At 69.2% G+C, this 18952-nt stretch carries 18 protein-coding genes; 1 reads left to right on the top strand and 17 read right to left on the bottom strand.

What is annotated here, in order from left to right; translation table 11 throughout:
* Positions 1–408: 408 nt before the first annotated feature.
* The 17 genes from ACYVDG_RS31310 to ACYVDG_RS31230 all read right to left on the bottom strand — a co-directional run bounded on the left by ACYVDG_RS31310 (position 409) and on the right by ACYVDG_RS31230 (position 17049).
* The gene (locus ACYVDG_RS31310) at positions 409–1608 is read right to left on the bottom strand and encodes an MFS transporter (RefSeq protein WP_460763119.1); all 1200 of its coding nucleotides are present in this window, start codon (positions 1606–1608) and stop codon (positions 409–411) included.
* Positions 1605–2315: a FadR/GntR family transcriptional regulator gene (locus ACYVDG_RS31305; protein WP_460763116.1), complete on the bottom strand. Its 711-nt coding sequence runs from the start codon at positions 2313–2315 to the stop codon at positions 1605–1607. Before ACYVDG_RS31305 ends, ACYVDG_RS31310 begins: the two co-directional genes overlap by 4 nt.
* Positions 2316–2533: 218 nt before the next feature.
* A complete protein-coding gene (locus ACYVDG_RS31300; protein WP_460763113.1) occupies positions 2534–4039 on the bottom strand; it encodes a DEAD/DEAH box helicase in 1506 nt (501 codons plus the stop codon).
* A gap of 246 nt (positions 4040–4285) precedes the next feature.
* Positions 4286–4489 (bottom strand): cold-shock protein, encoded by a 204-nt coding sequence (locus tag ACYVDG_RS31295; RefSeq protein WP_191267677.1) that lies wholly within the window; start codon positions 4487–4489, stop codon positions 4286–4288.
* A 211-nt stretch (positions 4490–4700) separates the two neighbouring features.
* The gene (mnhG, locus tag ACYVDG_RS31290; protein ID WP_460763109.1) at positions 4701–5090 is read right to left on the bottom strand and encodes a monovalent cation/H(+) antiporter subunit G; all 390 of its coding nucleotides are present in this window, start codon (positions 5088–5090) and stop codon (positions 4701–4703) included.
* The gene (locus ACYVDG_RS31285; RefSeq protein WP_460763122.1) at positions 5087–5323 is read right to left on the bottom strand and encodes a monovalent cation/H+ antiporter complex subunit F; all 237 of its coding nucleotides are present in this window, start codon (positions 5321–5323) and stop codon (positions 5087–5089) included. Before ACYVDG_RS31285 ends, mnhG (ACYVDG_RS31290) begins: the two co-directional genes overlap by 4 nt.
* Before the next feature lie 17 nt (positions 5324–5340).
* Positions 5341–5742, bottom strand: a complete 402-nt coding sequence (locus ACYVDG_RS31280) for a Na+/H+ antiporter subunit E (protein ID WP_460763105.1) — start codon at positions 5740–5742, stop codon at positions 5341–5343.
* On the bottom strand, positions 5739–7289 hold the full coding sequence (locus ACYVDG_RS31275; protein WP_460763100.1) for a monovalent cation/H+ antiporter subunit D family protein: 1551 nt from the start codon (positions 7287–7289) through the stop codon (positions 5739–5741). Before ACYVDG_RS31275 ends, ACYVDG_RS31280 begins: the two co-directional genes overlap by 4 nt.
* On the bottom strand, positions 7286–7597 hold the full coding sequence (locus ACYVDG_RS31270) for a sodium:proton antiporter (protein ID WP_460763096.1): 312 nt from the start codon (positions 7595–7597) through the stop codon (positions 7286–7288). Before ACYVDG_RS31270 ends, ACYVDG_RS31275 begins: the two co-directional genes overlap by 4 nt.
* A complete protein-coding gene (locus ACYVDG_RS31265) occupies positions 7594–10536 on the bottom strand; it encodes a DUF4040 family protein (RefSeq protein WP_460763091.1) in 2943 nt (980 codons plus the stop codon). The genes ACYVDG_RS31270 and ACYVDG_RS31265 overlap by 4 nt, the downstream gene beginning before the upstream one ends.
* A 492-nt stretch (positions 10537–11028) precedes the next feature.
* Positions 11029–11391 (bottom strand): monovalent cation/H(+) antiporter subunit G, encoded by a 363-nt coding sequence (gene mnhG / locus ACYVDG_RS31260; protein ID WP_460763088.1) that lies wholly within the window; start codon positions 11389–11391, stop codon positions 11029–11031.
* Positions 11388–11645 carry a monovalent cation/H+ antiporter complex subunit F gene (locus ACYVDG_RS31255; protein ID WP_460763084.1) on the bottom strand — a complete coding sequence of 86 codons (258 nt, stop codon included), beginning with the start codon at positions 11643–11645 and terminating at the stop codon, positions 11388–11390. Before ACYVDG_RS31255 ends, mnhG (ACYVDG_RS31260) begins: the two co-directional genes overlap by 4 nt.
* Positions 11645–12022: a Na+/H+ antiporter subunit E gene (locus ACYVDG_RS31250; RefSeq protein ID WP_460763080.1), complete on the bottom strand. Its 378-nt coding sequence runs from the start codon at positions 12020–12022 to the stop codon at positions 11645–11647. The genes ACYVDG_RS31255 and ACYVDG_RS31250 overlap by 1 nt, the downstream gene beginning before the upstream one ends.
* Positions 12019–13554, bottom strand: a complete 1536-nt coding sequence (locus ACYVDG_RS31245; protein ID WP_460763077.1) for a monovalent cation/H+ antiporter subunit D family protein — start codon at positions 13552–13554, stop codon at positions 12019–12021. The genes ACYVDG_RS31250 and ACYVDG_RS31245 overlap by 4 nt, the downstream gene beginning before the upstream one ends.
* The gene (locus tag ACYVDG_RS31240; RefSeq protein WP_460763072.1) at positions 13551–13859 is read right to left on the bottom strand and encodes a sodium:proton antiporter; all 309 of its coding nucleotides are present in this window, start codon (positions 13857–13859) and stop codon (positions 13551–13553) included. The genes ACYVDG_RS31245 and ACYVDG_RS31240 overlap by 4 nt, the downstream gene beginning before the upstream one ends.
* Positions 13856–16756, bottom strand: a complete 2901-nt coding sequence (locus tag ACYVDG_RS31235; protein ID WP_460763069.1) for a DUF4040 family protein — start codon at positions 16754–16756, stop codon at positions 13856–13858. The genes ACYVDG_RS31240 and ACYVDG_RS31235 overlap by 4 nt, the downstream gene beginning before the upstream one ends.
* 122 nt (positions 16757–16878) lie before the next feature.
* Entirely contained in the window at positions 16879–17049 is a 171-nt protein-coding gene (locus tag ACYVDG_RS31230; RefSeq protein WP_460763065.1) for a hypothetical protein, read from the bottom strand.
* Positions 17050–17404: 355 nt separating this feature from the next.
* On the opposite strand from ACYVDG_RS31230, the gene ACYVDG_RS31225 reads away from it, so the two are divergent.
* Positions 17405–18289, top strand: a complete 885-nt coding sequence (locus ACYVDG_RS31225; protein ID WP_460763063.1) for an alpha/beta fold hydrolase — start codon at positions 17405–17407, stop codon at positions 18287–18289.
* The last annotated feature ends 663 nt before the right edge of the window (positions 18290–18952 follow it).

The raw sequence follows: 18952 nt of genomic DNA, 5'->3' as shown, positions 1-18952 counted from the left end.
TAGCCGCCAACCCGCCGTCGCAGCGAAGCGGGTCAAGGTGGAGCGCCGTTGATGCGCGAAGCGCTCGATGGCGACGACCTTGAGGCGCGTAGCGGAGACGGCCACAATCGGGCGGCGGGAAAGGAGGACACCCCAAGCCAACAAGGCAACCCCACCGCAGAGAGGCACCCCCACCGCAGAACCGCAGAGAGGCACCCCCACCGCAGAACCGCAGAGAGGCACCCCCACCGCAGAACCGCAGAGAGGCACCCCCACCGCAGAACCGCAGAGAGGCACCCCCACCGCAGAACCGCAGAGAGGCACCCCAAGGTCGCCTACATGCTCGAACACGGCGCGCTCCCGCACGGGATGAAGGTCCGGTCGTCCGACACCCGCGGGAACAGGCCGAACGGGATTTCGGCGCTCGGGTCAGATCCTTCGGTCGCGACCCGCCCAGAAGGCGACCACCGTCTGTGCCAGGGCCAACCCGCCCACCAGAACCAGCACCAGGTCCGGGGACCCCGTGATCTGGATGAGGGCGCCTGCCGCCGCGGGACCGCCCGCGGCGAGGAGGTAACCCATGGACTGGGCCATCCCCGACAGGCGGGTGGTCTCCGACTGGCTCCGGCCGCGGAGGCCGATCAGGGCGAGCGAGACCACGATCGAACTGCCCGTGCCGGTTCCGGCGAGCAGGATCCACAAGAAGCCCCACTGCGGGAACCACAGCAGCCCCGCCATCGCCACCAGGATGGCCAGGCTCACCGCGAGGCAGGCCGGGCGCTGCTCGGCTCTTCGGCCCATGAGGGCGGAGACGGCCAGCCCGGCGACCACCCCGGCGATCTGGAGCGCGAACAGGTGCCAACCGGCGGTCTCCGGGGGCACGCCCCGGGCAGTTTCCACGGACGGCAGCCAGTTGATCAGGGTGAAGAAGGCGGTCGACTGCAACCCCATGAACGCGGTGACCTGCCAGGCGGTCGCCGAGCGCCACACCGAGCCGGTGGGTTCGCTGGGGGTGCCGGTGGCGGAAGGGGCGGGCACGGCGGCTGGAATCCAGTGGGACCGGGCCGCCCAGAGCAGAAGTGCGACCACCACCGGAACCGCCCACAGTCCGAGCGAGATGCGCCAGCCGCCCAGGACCGCGGCGAGCGGAACCGCCAAGCCGGCGCCCACGGCGGCGAACCCGGTCATCACCGAGGTGGACACGCCGGTGAACAGGGCGATCCTCCTCGGGTGGTCGCGCCGCAGGATCACCGGCACGAGAACGTTCCCGAAGGCCACACCGGCGCCGATCATCGCAGTGCCGACCCACAGCGCGGGCATGGCCGGGAGGGAACGGATCGCGATCCCGGCGGCCAGGACGGCCAGCGCTGCCAGGAGCACGCGGTCCACACCCCAGCGCGCGGCCGGACCGTGGACGATCGAGGAGAACAGGGCGAAGCCGAGCAGGGGGAGCGCGGTCAGCAACCCCAATGCGCTGTCAGACAGTCCCGTGGTGGTGCCGATCTGTTCCAGGACCGGACCGACAGTGGTCAGGGCGGGGCGCAGGCAGGAGGCCACCAAGAGCAGCGCGCCCAGGGCGAGGAGGGCCCGTGGCCAGGTTTTGGGAGGGGCCACCACCGTGCCGTTCACGCCGTTCCGTCCCGACCGTCGCCGTCGACCACGGCGCTGATGAATCCCAGTTCGTCCGCGAGGGCGATCGCGCAGGCGCGGGCGCGCTCGGGTGCGCCCGCCTCGATCGCCGAAAGCAGCCCTTGGTGCAGGTCGGCCAGGCCCTGTTCCTCCGGGAGGGTGGTGGTGCGGCGGATGGACTCGACCACGTTCTCCCGGAGGGCGTCGTAGAGCCTGGTGAGCAGGGGGTTGCCCGCGGCCTCGACCACGGCGCGGTGGAAGCGGGAGTCGGCGTCCACGTAGGCGGTGGCGTCGTCGGCGCGTTCGGCCGCGGACCGCTCGGAGAGGGCGTCGCGCATCGCCGCCAGATGCTCGTCGGTGCGCTGGCGCGCGGCGCGTTCGGCGGCGGCCACCTCCAGAACGCCGCGCACGTCAAGGACGTGTTCGAGTTCGGTGCCACCGCCCTGCCCGAGCAGGGTCGTGAGCTCGTCGCTGGCGCGCACGTAGGTGCCGTCGCCCACGCGGGGCTCCAGCAGCCCGGCCAAGGTGAGTGCGCGCAGGGCTTCGCGGACGGTTCCCCGGCTGACCCCGAGTTCCTGGGCGAGGTGCTTCTCGCCGGGGATGCGGCCGTGGACGGGCCAGTCGCCGTCGGCGATGTGCTCCCGGAACCGCTTGCTGACCTGCACGACCAAGGGCTCGCCTCGGGTGGGTTGGGTGGTCGGCGCCACGGTCTCACCCCCCTAAATGTCCGACATTTGCACGGAGCCTAGAGGGTGCAGCGGCCCGTACACAAGAGGGCCGGCCCGTGCACAAGAGGGCCGGCCCGTGCACAAGAGGGCCGGCCCGAACCGGGACAGCACGGAGCCCCGCCACCCCGGGACGAATCCAAGGGGTGGCGGGGCTCCGTGCTCAATCTCTGCGCCCCGGCCCTACCGGGGTCCAGGACCTAGGACTGCGGTGCGCGGCGCGGGCGCCGTCCGCGTGAGCCGCCACCGGGACCGCCTCGGTAGCCGCCGCCGCGCGGGCCGCGCTGACGGTTCTCACGGCGGGGCTCGGCGGGCAGGGTCACCGGCACACCCGACGGCTCGCGGGCGCCGGTCACGCGGGCCAGCTCCGGGGCGTCGGCCTGGACCTGGGCGGTCTGTGCGTCGATCCGGGCGCGGTGCATCAGGCGGGTCATGTCGCGCCGCTGGTTGGGCAGCACGAGCGTGACCACGTTGCCGGACGCGCCGGCGCGGGCGGTGCGCCCGCCCCGGTGCAGGTAGTCCTTGTGGTCCGTGGGCGGGTCGATGTTGACGACCAGATCCAGGCCGTCCACGTGGATGCCGCGCGCGGCGACGTTCGTGGCGATCAGTGCGGTGACCGTGCCCTCCTTGAACTGCTTGAGGGTACGGGTGCGCTGGGGCTGGGAACGGCCGCCGTGCAGCGGGGCCGCTCGGACACCGCTGTTCAGCAGGTGCTGGGCCATCCGGTCCACGGCGTGTTTGGTGTCCAGGAACATGAGCACCTGGCCGTCCCGGGCCGCGATCTGGGTGGCGGTCGCCTGCTTCTCCGCGTGGGACACGTGCAGGACGTGGTGCTCCATGGTGGAGACCGCGCCCTCGGACGGGTCGACCGAGTGGACGACGGGGTCGTTGAGGAAGCGGCGCACCAGCTGGTCCACGTTCCGGTCCAGGGTGGCCGAGAACAGCATCCGCTGCCCGGTGGCGGGCACCTGCTCCAGGATCGCGGTGACCTGCGGCATGAAGCCCATGTCGGTCATCTGGTCGGCCTCGTCCAGGACGACGTTCTCGACCTGGTCCAGTACACAGTCGCCGCGCTCCATCAGGTCGCGCAGGCGGCCCGGGGTGGCGACGAGCAGCTCGACACCCTGACGCAGGGCGCGGGCCTGGCGGTGGATGGGCATGCCGCCCACCACGGTCGCCATGCGCACCCGCACGGAGCGGGCGTAGGGCGTGAGGGAGTCGGTGACCTGCTGGGCGAGCTCGCGGGTGGGGGCGAGGACCACGGCCAGCGGGCGGTGCGCCTCGGCGCTGCGGCCGTCGAGGCGGGAGAGCAAAGCGAGTCCGAAGGCCAGCGTCTTGCCGGAACCGGTCTGGCTGCGGCCGAGGACGTCTCGTCCGGCCAGTGAGTTCGGCAGCGTGGCCGCCTGGATCGCGGACGGGGTGGTCAGGCCCTGGCGTGCCAGCGTCGACTTCAGCGGCGCGGGCATCTCCAGTTCCTGGAAGTCGTGCACCGGGTCGAGCCCGGGGTTGACGGTGACGGGGAGCGCGAACTCTCCGCCGGAGTGGCTGCCGCCGCGGCCTTGGTAGCCGCCGGAGCGGCCGCCGCGGCCCTGGTAGCCGCCGCCGCGCCGCGGCCCGTCGAAGGAACGGCGGGGGCGCTGACGGCCGTAGGGGGCGGGGCCGTTGGAGGAGCGGCCGCGGCGCTCGTTGGTGCGAGGTTGGTTCATGTGAGACCTTTCGCCGACGGCGCGTGCCGGGCGGGAAGCCCTCGGGGCTTCAAAGTGAGGCACCGGGTGTGCGCCGGAGGAAATACTTCGAGATCCACGGCCCGCACGGAGAACCCGGGGTCGTGGCGGATGACCGGTGCCAGTCGGATAACGACGGCCAGAAAACCGGTCCGGAAAATGAAGAAAACGGCCAGGGGCCCGGTGCCCTGAGGGCGGGCCCCTGCCGCTTAACGAGCTTCAGCTCGGTTAGATCAGGGTGATGTTGTCGGCCTGGAGGCCCTTGGCGCCCTGGGTGACGTCGAACTCCACCGCCTGGCCCTCCGCGAGCTCGCGGTAGCCGTTGGCCTGGATCGCCGAGTAGTGGGCGAAGACGTCAGCGCCGCCGCCGTCCTGCTCGATGAAGCCGAAACCCTTGTCGCCGTTGAACCACTTGACCTTGCCGGTCGCCATGGATGTACCTCTCGTTCGGGAGTATAGAAGAAAACCGCGGTCTGACGATTTTCCCGTCACCGCGGTGATCACCCGAAAACGATGCAAATCCAAAACGGGAACCACGACTGCAACTCCCCTGAACCTAGCACAGGATTTTCTTGCTGTCTTAAAAAATCGGTGTGTCACAAGGCACCGTCGCGTGTGGTAACGAAGAGGTGCGGAAATCCGTTTACCCCGGGTTTTCCGGGGAGGGCCGGGAGTACCCGGGGTGTTGTTCGTCGGTGAGGGTGTCGTTCTCCTCCACCTCGAGGTCGTCGAACCGGGTGCTTCCGGTCCGGGGCGATCCGATCAGGTAACCGGCGCGGGCCATCGCGGAGCCGCCGACCGCCGTCGTCGCGAGCTGGATGAAGATGGCGAGGCCCACCTTGATGGCGTTCTCCCACGACGGGTAGTGCAGGAACAGGCCGAACAGCACGAGCCCGGTACCCAGGCCGCCGGAGATCGTCAAGGCGTTCAGCCGCGTGTAGACGTCGGGCATCCGGATCACGCCGAGGGCCCCCACGAGGAACGCCAAGGAGCCGAGGAGCATGACCGCGCCGCCGATGTCGTCGAGGTTCATCGTTTGCCTCCAGCGGTCAGACGGGCCAGGGAGATGGCCGCGAGGAGCCCCACCAGGGTGGCGACCAGGACCACGTCGACGAGCAGAGAGCTCGGCAGCAGTGCACCCAGCAGGGCGATCAGGCTCACGAACCCGTAGAAGACCAGGTCGGACCCGGCGCCCCGGTCGGCGCCGGTGGGGCCGCGCAGGACTCGGTAGACGGCGATGATCATGGCCGCGACGATGACGGCCATGGCGATACCGGCGAAGCTCACCAGCGCTTCCCCCCTTCGTCTCGTTCCAGGTCCTCAGGGCGTGGCGGGACCCCCGTGGGCCGGGTCGCCCGCAGCACCTGGTCCTCCATCAGGTGGACCTCGTGCAGGACCGTCCTGTGGTCCTTTGCGAACACGGCGTGCACCCACACCGTCGCCGGATCGTGGCGCGCGGCCACGGTGATGGACCCGGGTGCGAGCGAGATGAGGTTGGCCATGACGCTGATCTCGAAGTCGGTCCGGCAGCGCAGGGGCACCTCGACGAACGCCGGGGTCACCGAACTGCCCGGGGTGAGGATCTCCCACCCCACCCGGAGTGACCCGGCCACGAGGTCGTAGACCAGGTAGACGGGGAGCCACAGCATCCCCAGGAACCAGACCAGAACGCTTTTCACGGTCATCGAAGCACCGCCTCGACGTAGGTGGACGTGTCCAGGAGGTTGGCGGCCGCCTGCGCGCTCAGGCCCAGCAGTACCTGGGCGCCCAGCCCGATGCACAGGGTCAGTGCGGCCAGTACCAGGCCGGGGAGCAGCAGGGCCGGTCGAACCCGGGGAGGGGCCTCCGTCCGGGTCCCGGCCGCGGTGCCGGTACCGCCGCTGCCCTCCGCCGGGGTGTCGCCTTGGTCACTCTCGGACCCGTTCTCCTCGGCTTTCTCCTCGGGCGGCTTGCCCCAGAACACGCCGCCCCAGATCTTCAGCATGGACATGAGGGTGAAGAGGCTGACCGCGACGGCCACTACGGCCGCCTCCCACGCACCGGCCTGGAAGGAGCCCGCGACCAGGGTGACCTTGGCGACGAAGCCGGAGAAGGGCGGGAGTCCGGCCAGGGACAGAGCCGCGGCCATGAACACGAGGGCCAGCAGCGGTTCTCGTTTGGCTATGCCGCCGAGCCGGTCCAGCGCTCCGGTGCCGTGGGTGTGTTCGATGGCGCCGGTGGACAGGAACAGCGAGGCCTTCACGATCATGTGGTGGATCAGGTAGAAGATGCCCGCCATGAGCCCGAGCTGGGTGAAGAGCGCGACGCCCAGCAGGATGTACCCGATCTGGCTGATCATGTGGAACACCAGGATCGACCGGGTCGTGTTCTCGCCCACGGCCCCGAGCACCCCGATCACCATGGTCAGTGAGAACGCGAGCACCCCGATCCACAGGAACCGCGAGTCCCCGTCGAAGACCAGCGCGTACAGGCGGTAGATCGCGTAGATCGCCACCTTGGTGTGCAGTCCGGAGAACAGGGCGGTCACCGCGACCGATGTGCCCGTGTACGTGCGTGCCAGCCAGCCGTGCACCGGCACGACAGCGGCCTTGATCGACAGCGCGAGGATGACCACGCCCATGCCGACCGCCACCATCGGCGACTCCTGGGCCGCACCGGCCAGTTCACCCAGGTGCACGGTCCCCGCGGCGCCGTAGACGAGGGCCACGCCCGCGAGGAAGATCGTGGACGTCAGCAGGTTGAGCATCACGTAGATGCGTCCGGCCCCGATACGCCCGGACGAGCCCAGCATGGCGAGCAGCCCGTAGGCGGGCAGCAGCATGACCTCGACGAACACGAACAGGTTGAAGAGGTCGCCGGTCATGAGGGCACCGGAGACACCGGCGGACAGGATCAGCACCAGCGCCCGGAAGTAGGAGGCCCGGTCGTCCCCGACGGCGACCGAGAACGCACCGCACACCAGGACCAGGAGCGACGTGGTCCAGAGCATCAGCGCGCTGAGGGTGTCCACGACCAGAGGGATGGCGACCCCGTCCGGCCACAGGGCCACGTTGTGGGCGAGGATCTCGCCGTTCCGGGTGATCCACAGCAGACCGGTGCTCGCGGCCAGGCCGAGCGCGCTGGGGGCGAGCATCAGTGTGCGGGAGAGCCAGGTCGGTAGGCGAAGGAGTACCAGGACGGCCGCGACGGCTAGGGGCACGGCGACCAGGAGGGGAAGGAGCGCGGTCGTCATGAGGCGTCCTCGGTTTCGTCGTCGTCGGCCTTGGTGGCGGCCAGCGTGAGCAGGTAGATCGTGATCGAGAAGGCGATGACGATCGCGGTCAGCACGAAGGCCTGCGGCAGCGGGTCGGCGGCGTCTTCGGGCCGGGTGTAACCCAGAAGGGGTTGGTTGCGCTGGTAGGCACCGCCCGCGGACATGAGCATCAGGTTCACCCCGTGCCCCAGGAGCACGAAGCCCAGGACGACCCGGACCGTGCCCCTCTGGAGGATCAGGTAGACCGCGCCGGCGATCAGGACACCGATAGTGAGTGGGAGTGTCATCGTGTGTCTCCGTTCTCCTCGTTCCCGTGCGGCGGCTCCGGGCTCCTAGGCGATCCCGTCGCCCTGCGCGGTGCCTCCGGCCCGAACGGCTCGGCCGTGTCGGCCGCCCCGGCCACGGTGATGGTCGGAGCTTGGTCCGCGGTGGGCTGCATGGTCCCGACCGTGGAGTCGCCCGGTGCGGTCTCGTCCATGCCGAGCTGGTTGAGAGCGGTCAGGACCACGCCGACGACGGCCAGGTAGACGCCGACGTCGAACACCAGCGCTGTGGTGAAGTGGTACTCCTCACTGCTCCAGGGCAGCGGGATGTAGGACTCCAGCGGGCGCAGGAACGACCCGTCCAGGAAGCCGAGCAGACCCGAGAACACGGCGACGGCGATACCGCCGCCGATGATCCTGGGGTACGACAGGTGGATCCGTGCCACCGAAGCGCTGGGCGCCGCCAGGTACACCAGGGCGAAGCCCGCCCCGCCGACCAGGCCGGCGATGAAACCGCCGCCGGTGTCGGTGTGGCCGCGCAGCATCAGCGTCAGCGACCAGAACACGATCAGCGGCAGCAGGACGAACGCTACGGAGCGCATGATCAGGGTGTTGTTGTCCGCGTCGTAGACGGCGCTCGACCGGCCGACGACGATCTTGCGGTCCTTGCTCGGGGGCAGCAGGCCGCTGGAGTTGAGCACCGCGATGATGATCAGCCCGGCCACCCCCAGGACCACCAGTTCGCCCAAGGTGTCCAGGGCCCGGTAGTCCACCAGGATCGTGTTGACCACGTTGGTGCCGCCGGTGTCCTCCTCGGAGTTCTCCAGGAAGTAGTCGGCGGCGGCGGAGCGTTCCCGGCGTCCGGTCAGGAAGTAGGTTCCCAGCGCCGCCGTGGCACCGGCGGCGACGGCGACGAGACCGGTGACCGCAGCCCTGGTCGGCCGCACCTTGTGGAAATGTCGGGGCCGGCGCCGGAGCGCCAGGACAGCGATCACCACGGTGAGGATCTCCACGACCAGCTGGGTGAGGGCCACGTCGAAGGCCCCCAGCAGGAAGAGCCACAGCGCGACGGTGAACCCGCCGACCCCGACCAGGACCAGGCCGGCCATCCTCGAACGGGTCGAGACCGCGCCGAGAACGGCGGTGACTGCGAGCGCGACCAGCAACCAGTCGTACGGGTAGCTGGTGGGCGCTGGCTGGTCGGGCACGTCGAGACCGATCAGCGACACCGTGGCGCCCAGGGTGATGACCAACAGGATCGGCATGGCCAGGTGGCGCGTGGGCTCGTCGGAGCGGGTCAGGTCGCCGGTGCGGCGGCCCAGGACGATGACGCCCTGGTGGAGGGCCTCGAACACGGTGACGCCCTCCACCGGGAGGAGCCTGCGCCCGGCCAGGCGCTCCCCAGATGCGGTCCACCACACCAACAGCGCACCCAGGACGAGTGCGGCCAGTGACATGAACAGATCCGGGGTGAGGCCGTGCCACAGGGTCAGGTCGGCTTCCGCGGCCTGACCGGTGGCGTCCTCGGCGACCTCCTCCGCCACGGGGTTCAGGACCGGGATGCCCAGCCCCAGCGCGAGTCCGGTGGCCCCCGCGGCCGCTGGGGCCCCGTAGAAGGCCAGACCGGCTTCCTTGGGAGTGAGATCCGGCTGCTGCGGTCGGCCCCAGAACGTGCCGTGGACGAAGCGGTAGGAGTAGGCGACGGTGAAGACGGAGGCGACCACGGCAGCAGCACCGGCGGCCACACCGGTCCACTCGGGCCCGGGCGCCTCCAAGAGCCCCTTGAACACGTTCTCCTTGCTGACGAAGCCCAGCAGCGGGGGAACCCCGGCCATGGACAGCACCGCCAGCACGGAGACAGCGGCAGTGATCGGCATCCTCTTGCGCAGGCCGCCCAGCTCGCGCAGGTCGCGGGTGCCGGTCTGGTGGTCCACGACCCCGACCACCATGAACAGCGCGGACTTGAACAGCGAGTGCGCGAACACGTGCACGGCGGCGCCGATGAGCGCGGCGTCGTTGCCCACGCCGATCGCCGCCACCATAAGGCCGAGCTGGCTGACCGTGGAGTGGGCGGCCAGCTTCTTGAGGTCGTACTGCTGCAGGGCGAAGACCGCGCCGATGATCGCCGTGACCAGCCCGATGGGGATGAGGAGGGAGTTCCACAGCGGGAGCTCGGCGAAGGCGGGGCTGAACCGCATCAGTAGGAAGATGCCCGCCTTGACCATCGCGGCCGCGTGCAGGTAGGCGCTCACCGGTGTGCTGGCCGCCATGGCGTCGGGGAGCCAGTAGTGGAACGGGAACTGCGCGGACTTGGTGAAGGCGGCCAGGATCACCAGGGCCGCGACCCCGGAGGCGAACACCGGGTCCTCGCCCCACACCGGGTCGGCCAGGATCACGCTCAGCTGGGTGGTGCCCGCGTGCAGGGCCATGAGCACCACCGCGGTCATCAGCGCCAGTCCGCCCACGACGGTGAGCAGGAAGGTGCGGATCGCGGGGCGGCTGCCGGAAGGGCCAGAGAGGCCGATCAAGTAGAACGAAGCGATCGTGGTGAGCTCCCAGAAAACGAAGAGCAGCACCACGTCGTCGGCGAGGACCAGACCGGTCATCGCGAACGCGAAGAAGGTCATCAGCGCGTAGAAGCCCAGCCGGGGACCTGCCGGGAAGTAGCGCGTCGAGTAGACCATGATGAGTCCGCCGACGCCGGTCACCAGGAGGGAGAAGAGCCAGCCGATCCCGTCCATGCGCAGGCGCAGTTCGACCCCGATCTCAGGCATCCAGGGCTGGACGAACTCGATCTCGTTCCCGGCTCCGAGGACCTGCGGGGCTTGTGCGAGGACCATCCCGGCCAGCGCCATGAGCACGACCGCGAGGGGCCATCCCGTGTCCCGGCCGAGGAAGCGGTTGAGCGGGAACACGGCGATCAGGGCGGCGGCGAGGACTAGAAGCAGTATCGGAAGTACCACGTCACCGTCATTTCAGTTTGGGGCGTCCCCCTAGTCGACACAGTGCAAAGGGGACGACCACGGCCGAATTGCCGTCGTGTGCAAGTTTTTTACGAATTATTTGGGTGTATATGTGAGCTATTGGAGAACGGCGGTTCATCGCCGCCGGTTGGCCCCAGTCCTGCCGTCGACTGTGTCTCCCCGGCCAGAGGGCGTCGGTGATGGTGCGGTGAACGCGCACCGGCGTCGCCGGAAAGGACGGTAGGAGGGGCGCACGGCTCCACCCGGTCACCACGGGTGGAACCGCTGGGCGACCGAAGGGCCGCCCAACCTCTTTGTGCCCGGAGTCTAACAAGGCTCGCACGTGGCGAAAAGCCCGTCGGGCGCTCGGGTGGCACTTACCACTAATGGCGCTCGGGACGTTTAACGCTGCGGGCAAAAGGTGAGGGCGGCCCCCGAACCGGTGTATCCGGTGGGAGGGCCGCCCTCATCTGTGCGGAACGGGGACCTTGGTCAGGATCGCTCGCCCTTTTCCGGCGAGGCGTCCTCTTGCGTAGCCGCGAGATCGTCGAACTTCGTGTCCTCCACCGGTTTCACGCCGGTCAGGTACCCGGCCCGGGCCAGGGCGTTGCCCCCGACCGCGGCCGTGGACAGCTGAATGAGCAGCGCCAGGCCGATCTTGAGCGCGTTCGCCACGCTGGGCTGGTCCAACAGCAGCCCGAGGAGCATGAGCGCCGTACCGAGGGAGGCGGCGATGGTGACACCGCTCAGCCGGGCGTAGAAGTCCCGGAGGCGCAGGAGCCCCACCGCACCCACCAGGAAGACCAGGGCGCCGGCGATCATGCACCCGGCCGCGGCCATCTGCAGGACGCTCATCGTTGACCTCCGGTGATCAGTCGGGCCAGGGACAGGGCGGCCAGGAAACCGACCAAAGCGCACACCAAGACGATGTCGACGACCAGGTCGGTGTCCAACCGGAAGCCGAGCATGACCACCAGGCCGACGAACCCGAAGAAGATCACGTCGGAGGCGGCGCCCCGGTCGGCGGCCGAAGGGCCGGTCAGGATCCGGTACGTGGCGATGGCCATGGCCAGCACGAGCGCGGCAAGGCCGATGTCGATGACGTGCATCAGTTCCGTCCTCCCTCGGCGGGGGCACCTTCGGCGGGCCCCGTACGACGGGTGACCGCGAGAATGCGGTCCTCCATCGCGTGGATGTCCTGCTGGAAGGACTCCCGGTCCGCCACGTACAGGCCGTGCACCCACAGGGTGGCGGGTTCGTGTCGTACGGACACCGTCACCGTCCCCGGGGTCAGGGAGATGAGGTTGGCCAGCATCGTGACCTCGAAGTCCGTCCGGCAGCGGACCGGGACCTCCACGAAAGCCGGAGTGGAGTCGCTTCCGGGGGTGACGATGTCCCACATCACCTGGAAGGAGGTCTTGACGATCTCCCCGCCCGCGTAGAAGGGGAACCAGAGCAGCCGTAGCGCCCACATCAGGTTGTTCATCGTCCGAGCACCGCCTCGACGTATCCGGAGGTGTCCATGAGCCCGGCGGCGGCCTGGGCGCTCAGGTCGAGCAGGACCTCAGCGCCGATACCGATGCACAGGGTGGTGGCTGTCAGGATCAGGCCCGGGACGATCAGCGCGGTGCGCACCTTCGGGAGAGTGCGCACCTCCGTGGCGGTGGAGCCGTTGGCCCCTACCGTCGCCGGTGCGTCGCCCTCTCCGTCGCCGGGTGGATCTTCCCCGGGTGGCTTGCCCCAGAACACGCCGCCCCAGATCTTCAGCATGGACATGAGCGTGATGAGGCTGACGGCGATCATGACGGCCATCGCGGTCCACTGCGCGTCTTCGACCGCCGCGAGGACCAAGGTCAGCTTGGCGACGAAGCCGGAGAAGGGCGGGAGTCCGGCCAGCGACAGCGCCGCCCCCATGAAGACCAGGGCGAGGAGGGGTTCTCGTCTGGCTATGCCGCCGAGCCGGTCCAGTGCTCCGGTGCCGTGGGTGTGTTCGATGGCGCCGGTGGAAAGGAACAGCGAGGCCTTCACGATCATGTGGTGGATCAGGTAGAAGATGCCCGCCATGAGGCCCAGTTCGGTGAACAGGGCGACGCCGAGCAGGATGTACCCGATCTGGCTGATCATGTGGAACACCAGGATCGACCGGGTCGTGCCCTCGCCGACCGCGCCCATCACACCGATGAGCATGGTGAGGGTGAAGGCCACCACCCCGATCCACAGGAATTGGGCGTCCCCGTCGAAGACCAGTGAGTACAGGCGGTAGATCGCGTAGATCGCCACCTTGGTGTGCAGCCCGGAGAACAGGGCCGTGATGGCCGGTGACGCCGACGGGTAGGTGCGTGCCAGCCAGCCGTGCACCGGCACGACCGCGGCCTTGATCGACAGGGCGAGGATGACCACGCCCATGCCGACCGCCACCATCGGTGACTCCTGGGCCGCGCCGGCGAGCTCGCCCAGGTGCACGGTCCCCGCCGCGGCGTAGACCAGGGCCACACCGGCGAGGAAGATCGTGGACGTCAGCAGGTTGACGGTGACGTAGATCCGTCCCGCCCGCAGCCTGCCGAGGGCACCGAGCATCGCCAGCAGCCCGTACGAGGGCAGCAGCATGACCTCGATGAACACGAACATGTTGAAGATGTCGCCGGTGAGCAGGGCACCGAAGACACCCGAGATCAGTACCAGGACCAGCGGTGAGAAGAAGGACTGCCGGTCGTCGCCGGTGGCGATCGCGAAGACGGAACACACCAGTGCCAGGAGCGAGGTGGTCCACAGCATCAGGGCGCTGAAGGTGTCGGCGACGAACGGGATGGATATCCCGTCCTGCCACAAGCCCACGTTGTGGGCGAGCACGGTCCCGTCGCGGGTGAGCCAGAGCAACCAGAATCCGCCGAGCAGCCCGGCGGCGCTCGGGGCGAGCAGGAGGGCGCGGCGCAGCCACAGCGGACCGCGTATCGCGGCCAGCAGCCCCGCGCCGATGAGCGGGACCCCGGCATAGAGGGGTAGCAACGCGGCGGTCATGAGGCGTCCTCGGTGTCGTCGTCGCTGCCGGAGGCGGCGAGGGTGAGCATGTAGATCGAGATCGAGAAGGCGATCACGATGGCGGTCAGCACGAAAGCCTGGGGCAGCGGATCGCCCGCCGTGGCCTCCGTGCCGAACTGGACCAGGGGCGCGTCCCGGCGGAACACCCCGCCCGCCGACATGAGCAGCAGGTTGACCGAGTGCCCCACCAGGATGAGGCCGAGGACGATGCGGACCATGCCGCGCTGGAGCATCAGGTAGACGCCTCCGGCGACCATGATGGCGATGGTGATGGCGAGGGTCATCGCTTACCTCCGGTGGTGGTGTCGTCCATGGAGGCGGAGGCCTCGTCCGAGTCGCCCGCGGGGTCCTCGCCGTTGGCCGCGCTCCGCCCCGCCTTCGGCTGCGCCGAACCGCTGGTGCCGTTGGCGGGGTCGCCGCCCCGGTCCATGCCGAGCTCGTTCAGTGCGGTGAGCAGGACACCCACGACCGCCAGGTAGACACCGATGTCGAACAGGAACGCTGTCGTGAAGTGGAAGGATCCTCCCCAGGCCAGCGGGATGTCCGCGTGCAGAGGCCTGAGGAACGAGCCGTCGACGTAACCGAGCACCCCGGACAGCGTGGCGACCAGCACACCGGCGCCGATGATGGCCGGGTAGGCCAGGCGGATGCGCGCCGCACTGTCGCTGGGTGCGGCCAAGTAGGTGAGCGCGAAGCCCATACCGCCCACGAGACCGGCGATGAAGCCGCCACCGGGCTCGTTGTGGCCGCGGAACAGCAGGTACAGCGACCAGATCACCAGGAGGGGGATCAGGAAGCGGCCGACGGTGCGCATCAGCACGGTGTTGTCGGCGGGGTTGTACGCGGCGCAGGACGTTTCCACCACCACGCGGCGCGACGAGTGGCTCGGCAGCAGGTCGCTGGAGCGGAGGACCGAGATGATGATCAGTCCCGCGACGCCCAGGACGGTGAGTTCGCCCAGGGTGTCCAACGCTCGGTAGTCCACCAGGATCGTGTTGACCACGTTGGTGCCGCCGGTGTCCGCCGGGGCGTTGTTGAGGAAGTACTCGGCAGCGGGAGAGAGTTCGCGGCGCCCGGTGAGCGCGAAGGCGGCCACACCGGCACACAGCCCCGCGCCGATCGCGATAGCGGCGGTCAGAACCGTGCGGCGCTTCTTCACCGAGTGGAACCGTCGGGGCAGGCGCCGCAGTACCAGTACGGCCACGACGACCGTCAGAATCTCCACCAGGAGCTGGGTGAGCGCGACGTCGAAGGCGCCCAGGAAGAACAGCCACAGCGCGACGGTGAACCCGGCCACGCCGACCAGGGCCAGCCCGGCCATGCGGGAGCGGGTGACCACAGCGGCGCCGACGGCCACGGCCATCAGGCCCACGAGGAGCCAGTCCAGGCCCAGCGCGGTCTGCCCGGCCTGCGGCGGCACGTCCAGGCCGACCACCGCGACCACCGCGGCCAGCGCGATGATGAGGACGACCGGTATACCCAGGTGGAAGGCGGGGGCGTCGGTCCGGGTGAGGTCGCCGGTCCGTTTCCCGGCCCGGATGATCCCGTCGTACACGGCCTCGAACACGCTCACCCCGGTGACCGGTACCAAGGTGCGCCCGGCCAGGGCTTCGCCGGAGCGGCTCCGCCAGGCCAGCAAGGCACCCAGGCCGACAGCCAGGGCCGACATGCCGAGCGCGGCGTTGAAGCCGTGCCACAGCAGCAGGTGGGCGTCGGCGGACTGGTGGGTGGCGTTCGCGGCCACTTCGTTGACCAGCGGGTCCAGAACCGGGACGGTCAGCCCGAGGAGGAGGCCGCCGAGGGCGGCCGTGATCGCGGGAAGCCAGAAGCTGGAGCGCGCTTCGGTGGGGGGCTGTTCCTCCTCTTCGCTCCGGGCGCTGCCCCAGAAGGTCCCGTACACGAACCGGAACGAGTACGCGAAGGTGACGGCCGCCGCGCCGACCGCGACCGCCCCGGCCAGCGGGCCGAACCACACAGGGCCGGGGGCGCCCAGGAGGGCCTCGAAGAGGTTCTCCTTGCTGACGAAGCCGAGCAGGGGCGGGATACCCGCCATGGACAGCGCGGACAGGGCCGCCACGATCGCGGTGACCGGCATCCGCGTGCGCAGACCGCCGAGCTGGCGCAGGTCGCGGGTGCCGGTCTGGTGGTCTACCAAGCCGACCACCATGAACAGCGCGGACTTGAACAGGGCGTGCGCGACGGTGTGCACGGCCGCGGCGACCAAGGCGGCGGGGGTACCTACACCGATGACGGCGACGAGGAAGCCCAGCTGGCTGACCGTGGAGAAGGCGGCGAGCTTCTTGAGGTCGTGCTGTTGCAGGGCGAAGACCGCGCCGATCACCGCGGTGGTCAGACCGAAGGTGATGAGGAGGGTGTTCCACAGCAGCAGGTCGCCGAAGGCAGGGGTGAACCGCATAGCCAGGTAGATCCCGGCCTTCACCATCGCGGCCGCGTGCAGGTAGGCGCTGACCGGCGTGCTGGCCGCCATGGCGTCCGGCAGCCAGTAGTGGAAGGGGAACTGCGCGGACTTCGTGAACACGGCCACGGCGACGAGCACCGCGATCAGAGAGGCGAACCCGGTGTCCTGGGTCCAGGACGGGTCCGACAGGATCGCGCTGAGCTGGGTGGTTCCGGTGCGTGCGATGAGCAGCACCGCCGCCGCGAGCAGCGCGAGCCCGCCCATGGCGGTGAGGAGGAAGGTCCGGATCGCCGGGCGGCTGGCCGTCACCCCGGAGAGGCCGATCAGGTAGAACGACGCGATCGTGGTGAGCTCCCAGAACACGAAGAGCAGCACGACGTCGTCGGCCAGCACGAGTCCCGTCATCGCCGCGGCGAAGAGGGTCATCAGGAAGTAGAAGCCGAGCCGACGCCCGGGCGGGAAGTACCGGGTCGAGTACGCCATGATGAGCGCGCCGATCCCGGTGACCAGCATGGTGAACAGCCAGCCGAGGCCGTCCATCCGCAGGTGGAGCTCGACTCCGATCCGCGGCATCCACGGTTGGGAGTGCTCCAATGGGACACCTGAGCCCAGGACCTGCGGGGCCTGGGCGGCCACCAGCGCGGTCAGGGCCAGGAAGACCAGGGCGATCGGCCAACCGGCGTTACGCCCCAGCAGCCTGTCCAGTAAAGGGGTGCTCGCCACGGTCACGGCGAGCACGATGAGGAGAAGCAGCAGCACCACGCCACTGTCCTTTCAAGGGCTGGCGCCGCACGCATCACGGACCGGGTGCCGCTGGGGCTGTCGTTTCGGTGCGCGGGCGACGCAGATGGGAGCGGTTGAAGGAGGGGCTCGGGGGAGAGCCGTCAACCGGGTCCGGGCGGGCAGGCGCTGAGCTCGCCGTGGGCGTTGGTGCCCCAGGACGTGGTGTAGCCGTTGGTGCCGTGCGGGCGGGGGTTGCCGACCGGGAGCTTGTGTCGCTCACCGAAACGGGTTCGGCGTTGTGAACGTGAGGGGGCAGTGCTGGTCGGGCTCATGACGTGTGCTCCGGACATAGTTCGGCTGGGTCGCCGACCAGTCTTCCCGGCACACCTGTGGCGCATGTGGCGCCGCGCCTATGTTCGCTGATGGTGGTGCTTATGTCCACTTCAGCGCGTCTCTTTACCTTGGCTTTGGGGGCTCTGACAATCAATGGCTACTCCATACTGTATACAAAAGTTGTGCGGATGAACACACCCGACTTGAAGGGTCGCGTGATCAGGCGAAGGCATGATGAAACGTGGTCCTTGCGTGGTCCGGTCTGAACCAGCCCCACAGGTGTAGAGTTCTGTGGGGTGTGCCGGGAAGACTGGTCGGCGAAGGTGTTCTCTCCTACTCGAAACCAGGTGCCCCATGCCGGAGACCGCCCTGCGGGGTGCGCGTGTTTACCGTTCAGATTCCGCTGAGCGGGCCGTCCGCGGATGGTGCCGGGATCGGCTCGACGAGCATGCGGATCTTGCGGATGTGTCTGAGATCACCAGTGCCATCGGCCCGACCCGTGCGGTTCGGTTTCCGGGCGGGTCAGGGGCCCCGGTGGTGTTCCTCAGCGGTACCAACTTCAACAGTGCCCTCAGTGCCAGCTCCGCGTCCGTGATGTGTCCGGACCGCGAGGTAGTTCTGATCGACCTGCCCGGGCAGCCGGGCCTGAGCTGCGGCCTCCGCCCGAAGGCCCAGCGCGCGGCGGCCTACGGGGCGTGGTTCGAAGAGGTCCTTCCCAAGCTCGTGGACCGGCCAGCGATCGTCCTTGGCCACTCCCTGGGCGCCGCCGTGGCTCTCGCCTCGAAACCGTCTCCGCTGGTGCGGGGGATGGTGCTGGTCGGACCTGCGGGACTGACCGGTGCCGCCATGTCCTCCGAGCTGATGCGGGCGTCCCTGCCCTGGATGATCGGCCCGCGCGATGACAAGAGCACGCGGTTGCTGAATTTCATGAGCGGGCCCAGCTTCCAGTACCCGGTCCATCCTCTTGCGGGGTGGATGACGATGGTCGGCAAGTACTGCCGGACCAGCTTGGCCCCCGGTCCGCTCCCGGTGGAGTCGCTGCTGCCGTGGCAGAAACGGAACGTCACCGTGGCCACGGGTTCCGACGACGTGTTCTTTTCCTCCGCCCGCCTGCACGGCCCCGCCCGGCGGTTCCTGGACACCGACGTCCATGTCATGGAGGGCGCCGGGCACCTGGCCCCCTATGAATTCCCGGATGAGGTCGCCGAGCTGGTCCGCCGTGCTGAGGCTGTGGGGTAGTCACTCCCTAAATCGGAAAGTCACGGGCTGCTCAGAGAGTCACAGACCAGGTAATTGCTGGGTGGGTCCACTGGGCTGGGCTCGCTGGAGGTACTGGGTCTGCTGGGCTGGGCTCGCTTGGGTATCGGGGCCGTGGGGTAGTGGGTCCGTGGTCTTGTGCGGGTGGTTCTCCCCCGTTTCCTGCCGCTTGATGGTGGCCGTCTCCGCTGCGCGCGTCAAGGTCGTCGCCGTCGAAGCGCTGGCGCGCTATCGAAGGGCGCTCCACCTTGACCCGCTTCGCTACGACGGCGGGTTGGCGGCTATCAGGAACGGGGGAGGTGTGGTCGGGGTGGCGACGGGCCCTTCGGGCCCGAAGGGCCCCGGAGGGCCAACGGCACAAGCACGGCCTGGCGGCCGTCAACCGCCACTCCGCCGGCGGGTGACGGGCCGGGTGTCGCGGCCGGTCAATCTCTGCTGCGAACCCCGAACGGCACGGCCTTCGGCCGGTTGGGCCACTTCGCCGGCGCTGAACGGTTGCGGGTGTCGCGGCTGGTCCATGAGCCTTTCCGGGCAAGCTGTCGTGACTCAGTGTGATGCCTTGCAGTGCCTGTCCACCCGCCCGCCCTAGAACAGACGTAAGGCCCCTGGTAGAAGAGTTCTCGCCAAAGAACAGCCCTTCACCAA

Source organism: Nocardiopsis oceani (assembly GCF_054777395.1).
The sequence above is the reverse complement of the archived record's forward strand: the minus strand, read 5'-3'. Positions and strand labels throughout refer to the sequence as shown.

Coding starts and splice junctions, on each gene's coding strand:
- mnhG (WP_460763109.1), bottom strand. CDS start 5,090: ATGAACCTCGACGACATCGGCGGCGCGGTCATGCTCCTCGGCTCCTTG.
- ACYVDG_RS31245 (WP_460763077.1), bottom strand. CDS start 13,554: ATGACCGCCGCGTTGCTACCCCTCTATGCCGGGGTCCCGCTCATCGGC.
- ACYVDG_RS31255 (WP_460763084.1), bottom strand. CDS start 11,645: ATGCACGTCATCGACATCGGCCTTGCCGCGCTCGTGCTGGCCATGGCC.
- ACYVDG_RS31300 (WP_460763113.1), bottom strand. CDS start 4,039: ATGAACCAACCTCGCACCAACGAGCGCCGCGGCCGCTCCTCCAACGGC.
- ACYVDG_RS31285 (WP_460763122.1), bottom strand. CDS start 5,323: ATGGCCGTCATCGTCGCGGCCATGATCATCGCCGTCTACCGAGTCCTG.
- ACYVDG_RS31250 (WP_460763080.1), bottom strand. CDS start 12,022: ATGAACAACCTGATGTGGGCGCTACGGCTGCTCTGGTTCCCCTTCTAC.
- mnhG (WP_460763088.1), bottom strand. CDS start 11,391: ATGAGCGTCCTGCAGATGGCCGCGGCCGGGTGCATGATCGCCGGCGCC.
- ACYVDG_RS31230 (WP_460763065.1), bottom strand. CDS start 17,049: ATGAGCCCGACCAGCACTGCCCCCTCACGTTCACAACGCCGAACCCGT.
- ACYVDG_RS31295 (WP_191267677.1), bottom strand. CDS start 4,489: ATGGCGACCGGCAAGGTCAAGTGGTTCAACGGCGACAAGGGTTTCGGC.
- ACYVDG_RS31280 (WP_460763105.1), bottom strand. CDS start 5,742: ATGACCGTGAAAAGCGTTCTGGTCTGGTTCCTGGGGATGCTGTGGCTC.
- ACYVDG_RS31270 (WP_460763096.1), bottom strand. CDS start 7,597: ATGACACTCCCACTCACTATCGGTGTCCTGATCGCCGGCGCGGTCTAC.
- ACYVDG_RS31240 (WP_460763072.1), bottom strand. CDS start 13,859: ATGACCCTCGCCATCACCATCGCCATCATGGTCGCCGGAGGCGTCTAC.
- ACYVDG_RS31225 (WP_460763063.1), top strand. CDS start 17,405: ATGCCGGAGACCGCCCTGCGGGGTGCGCGTGTTTACCGTTCAGATTCC.
- ACYVDG_RS31275 (WP_460763100.1), bottom strand. CDS start 7,289: ATGACGACCGCGCTCCTTCCCCTCCTGGTCGCCGTGCCCCTAGCCGTC.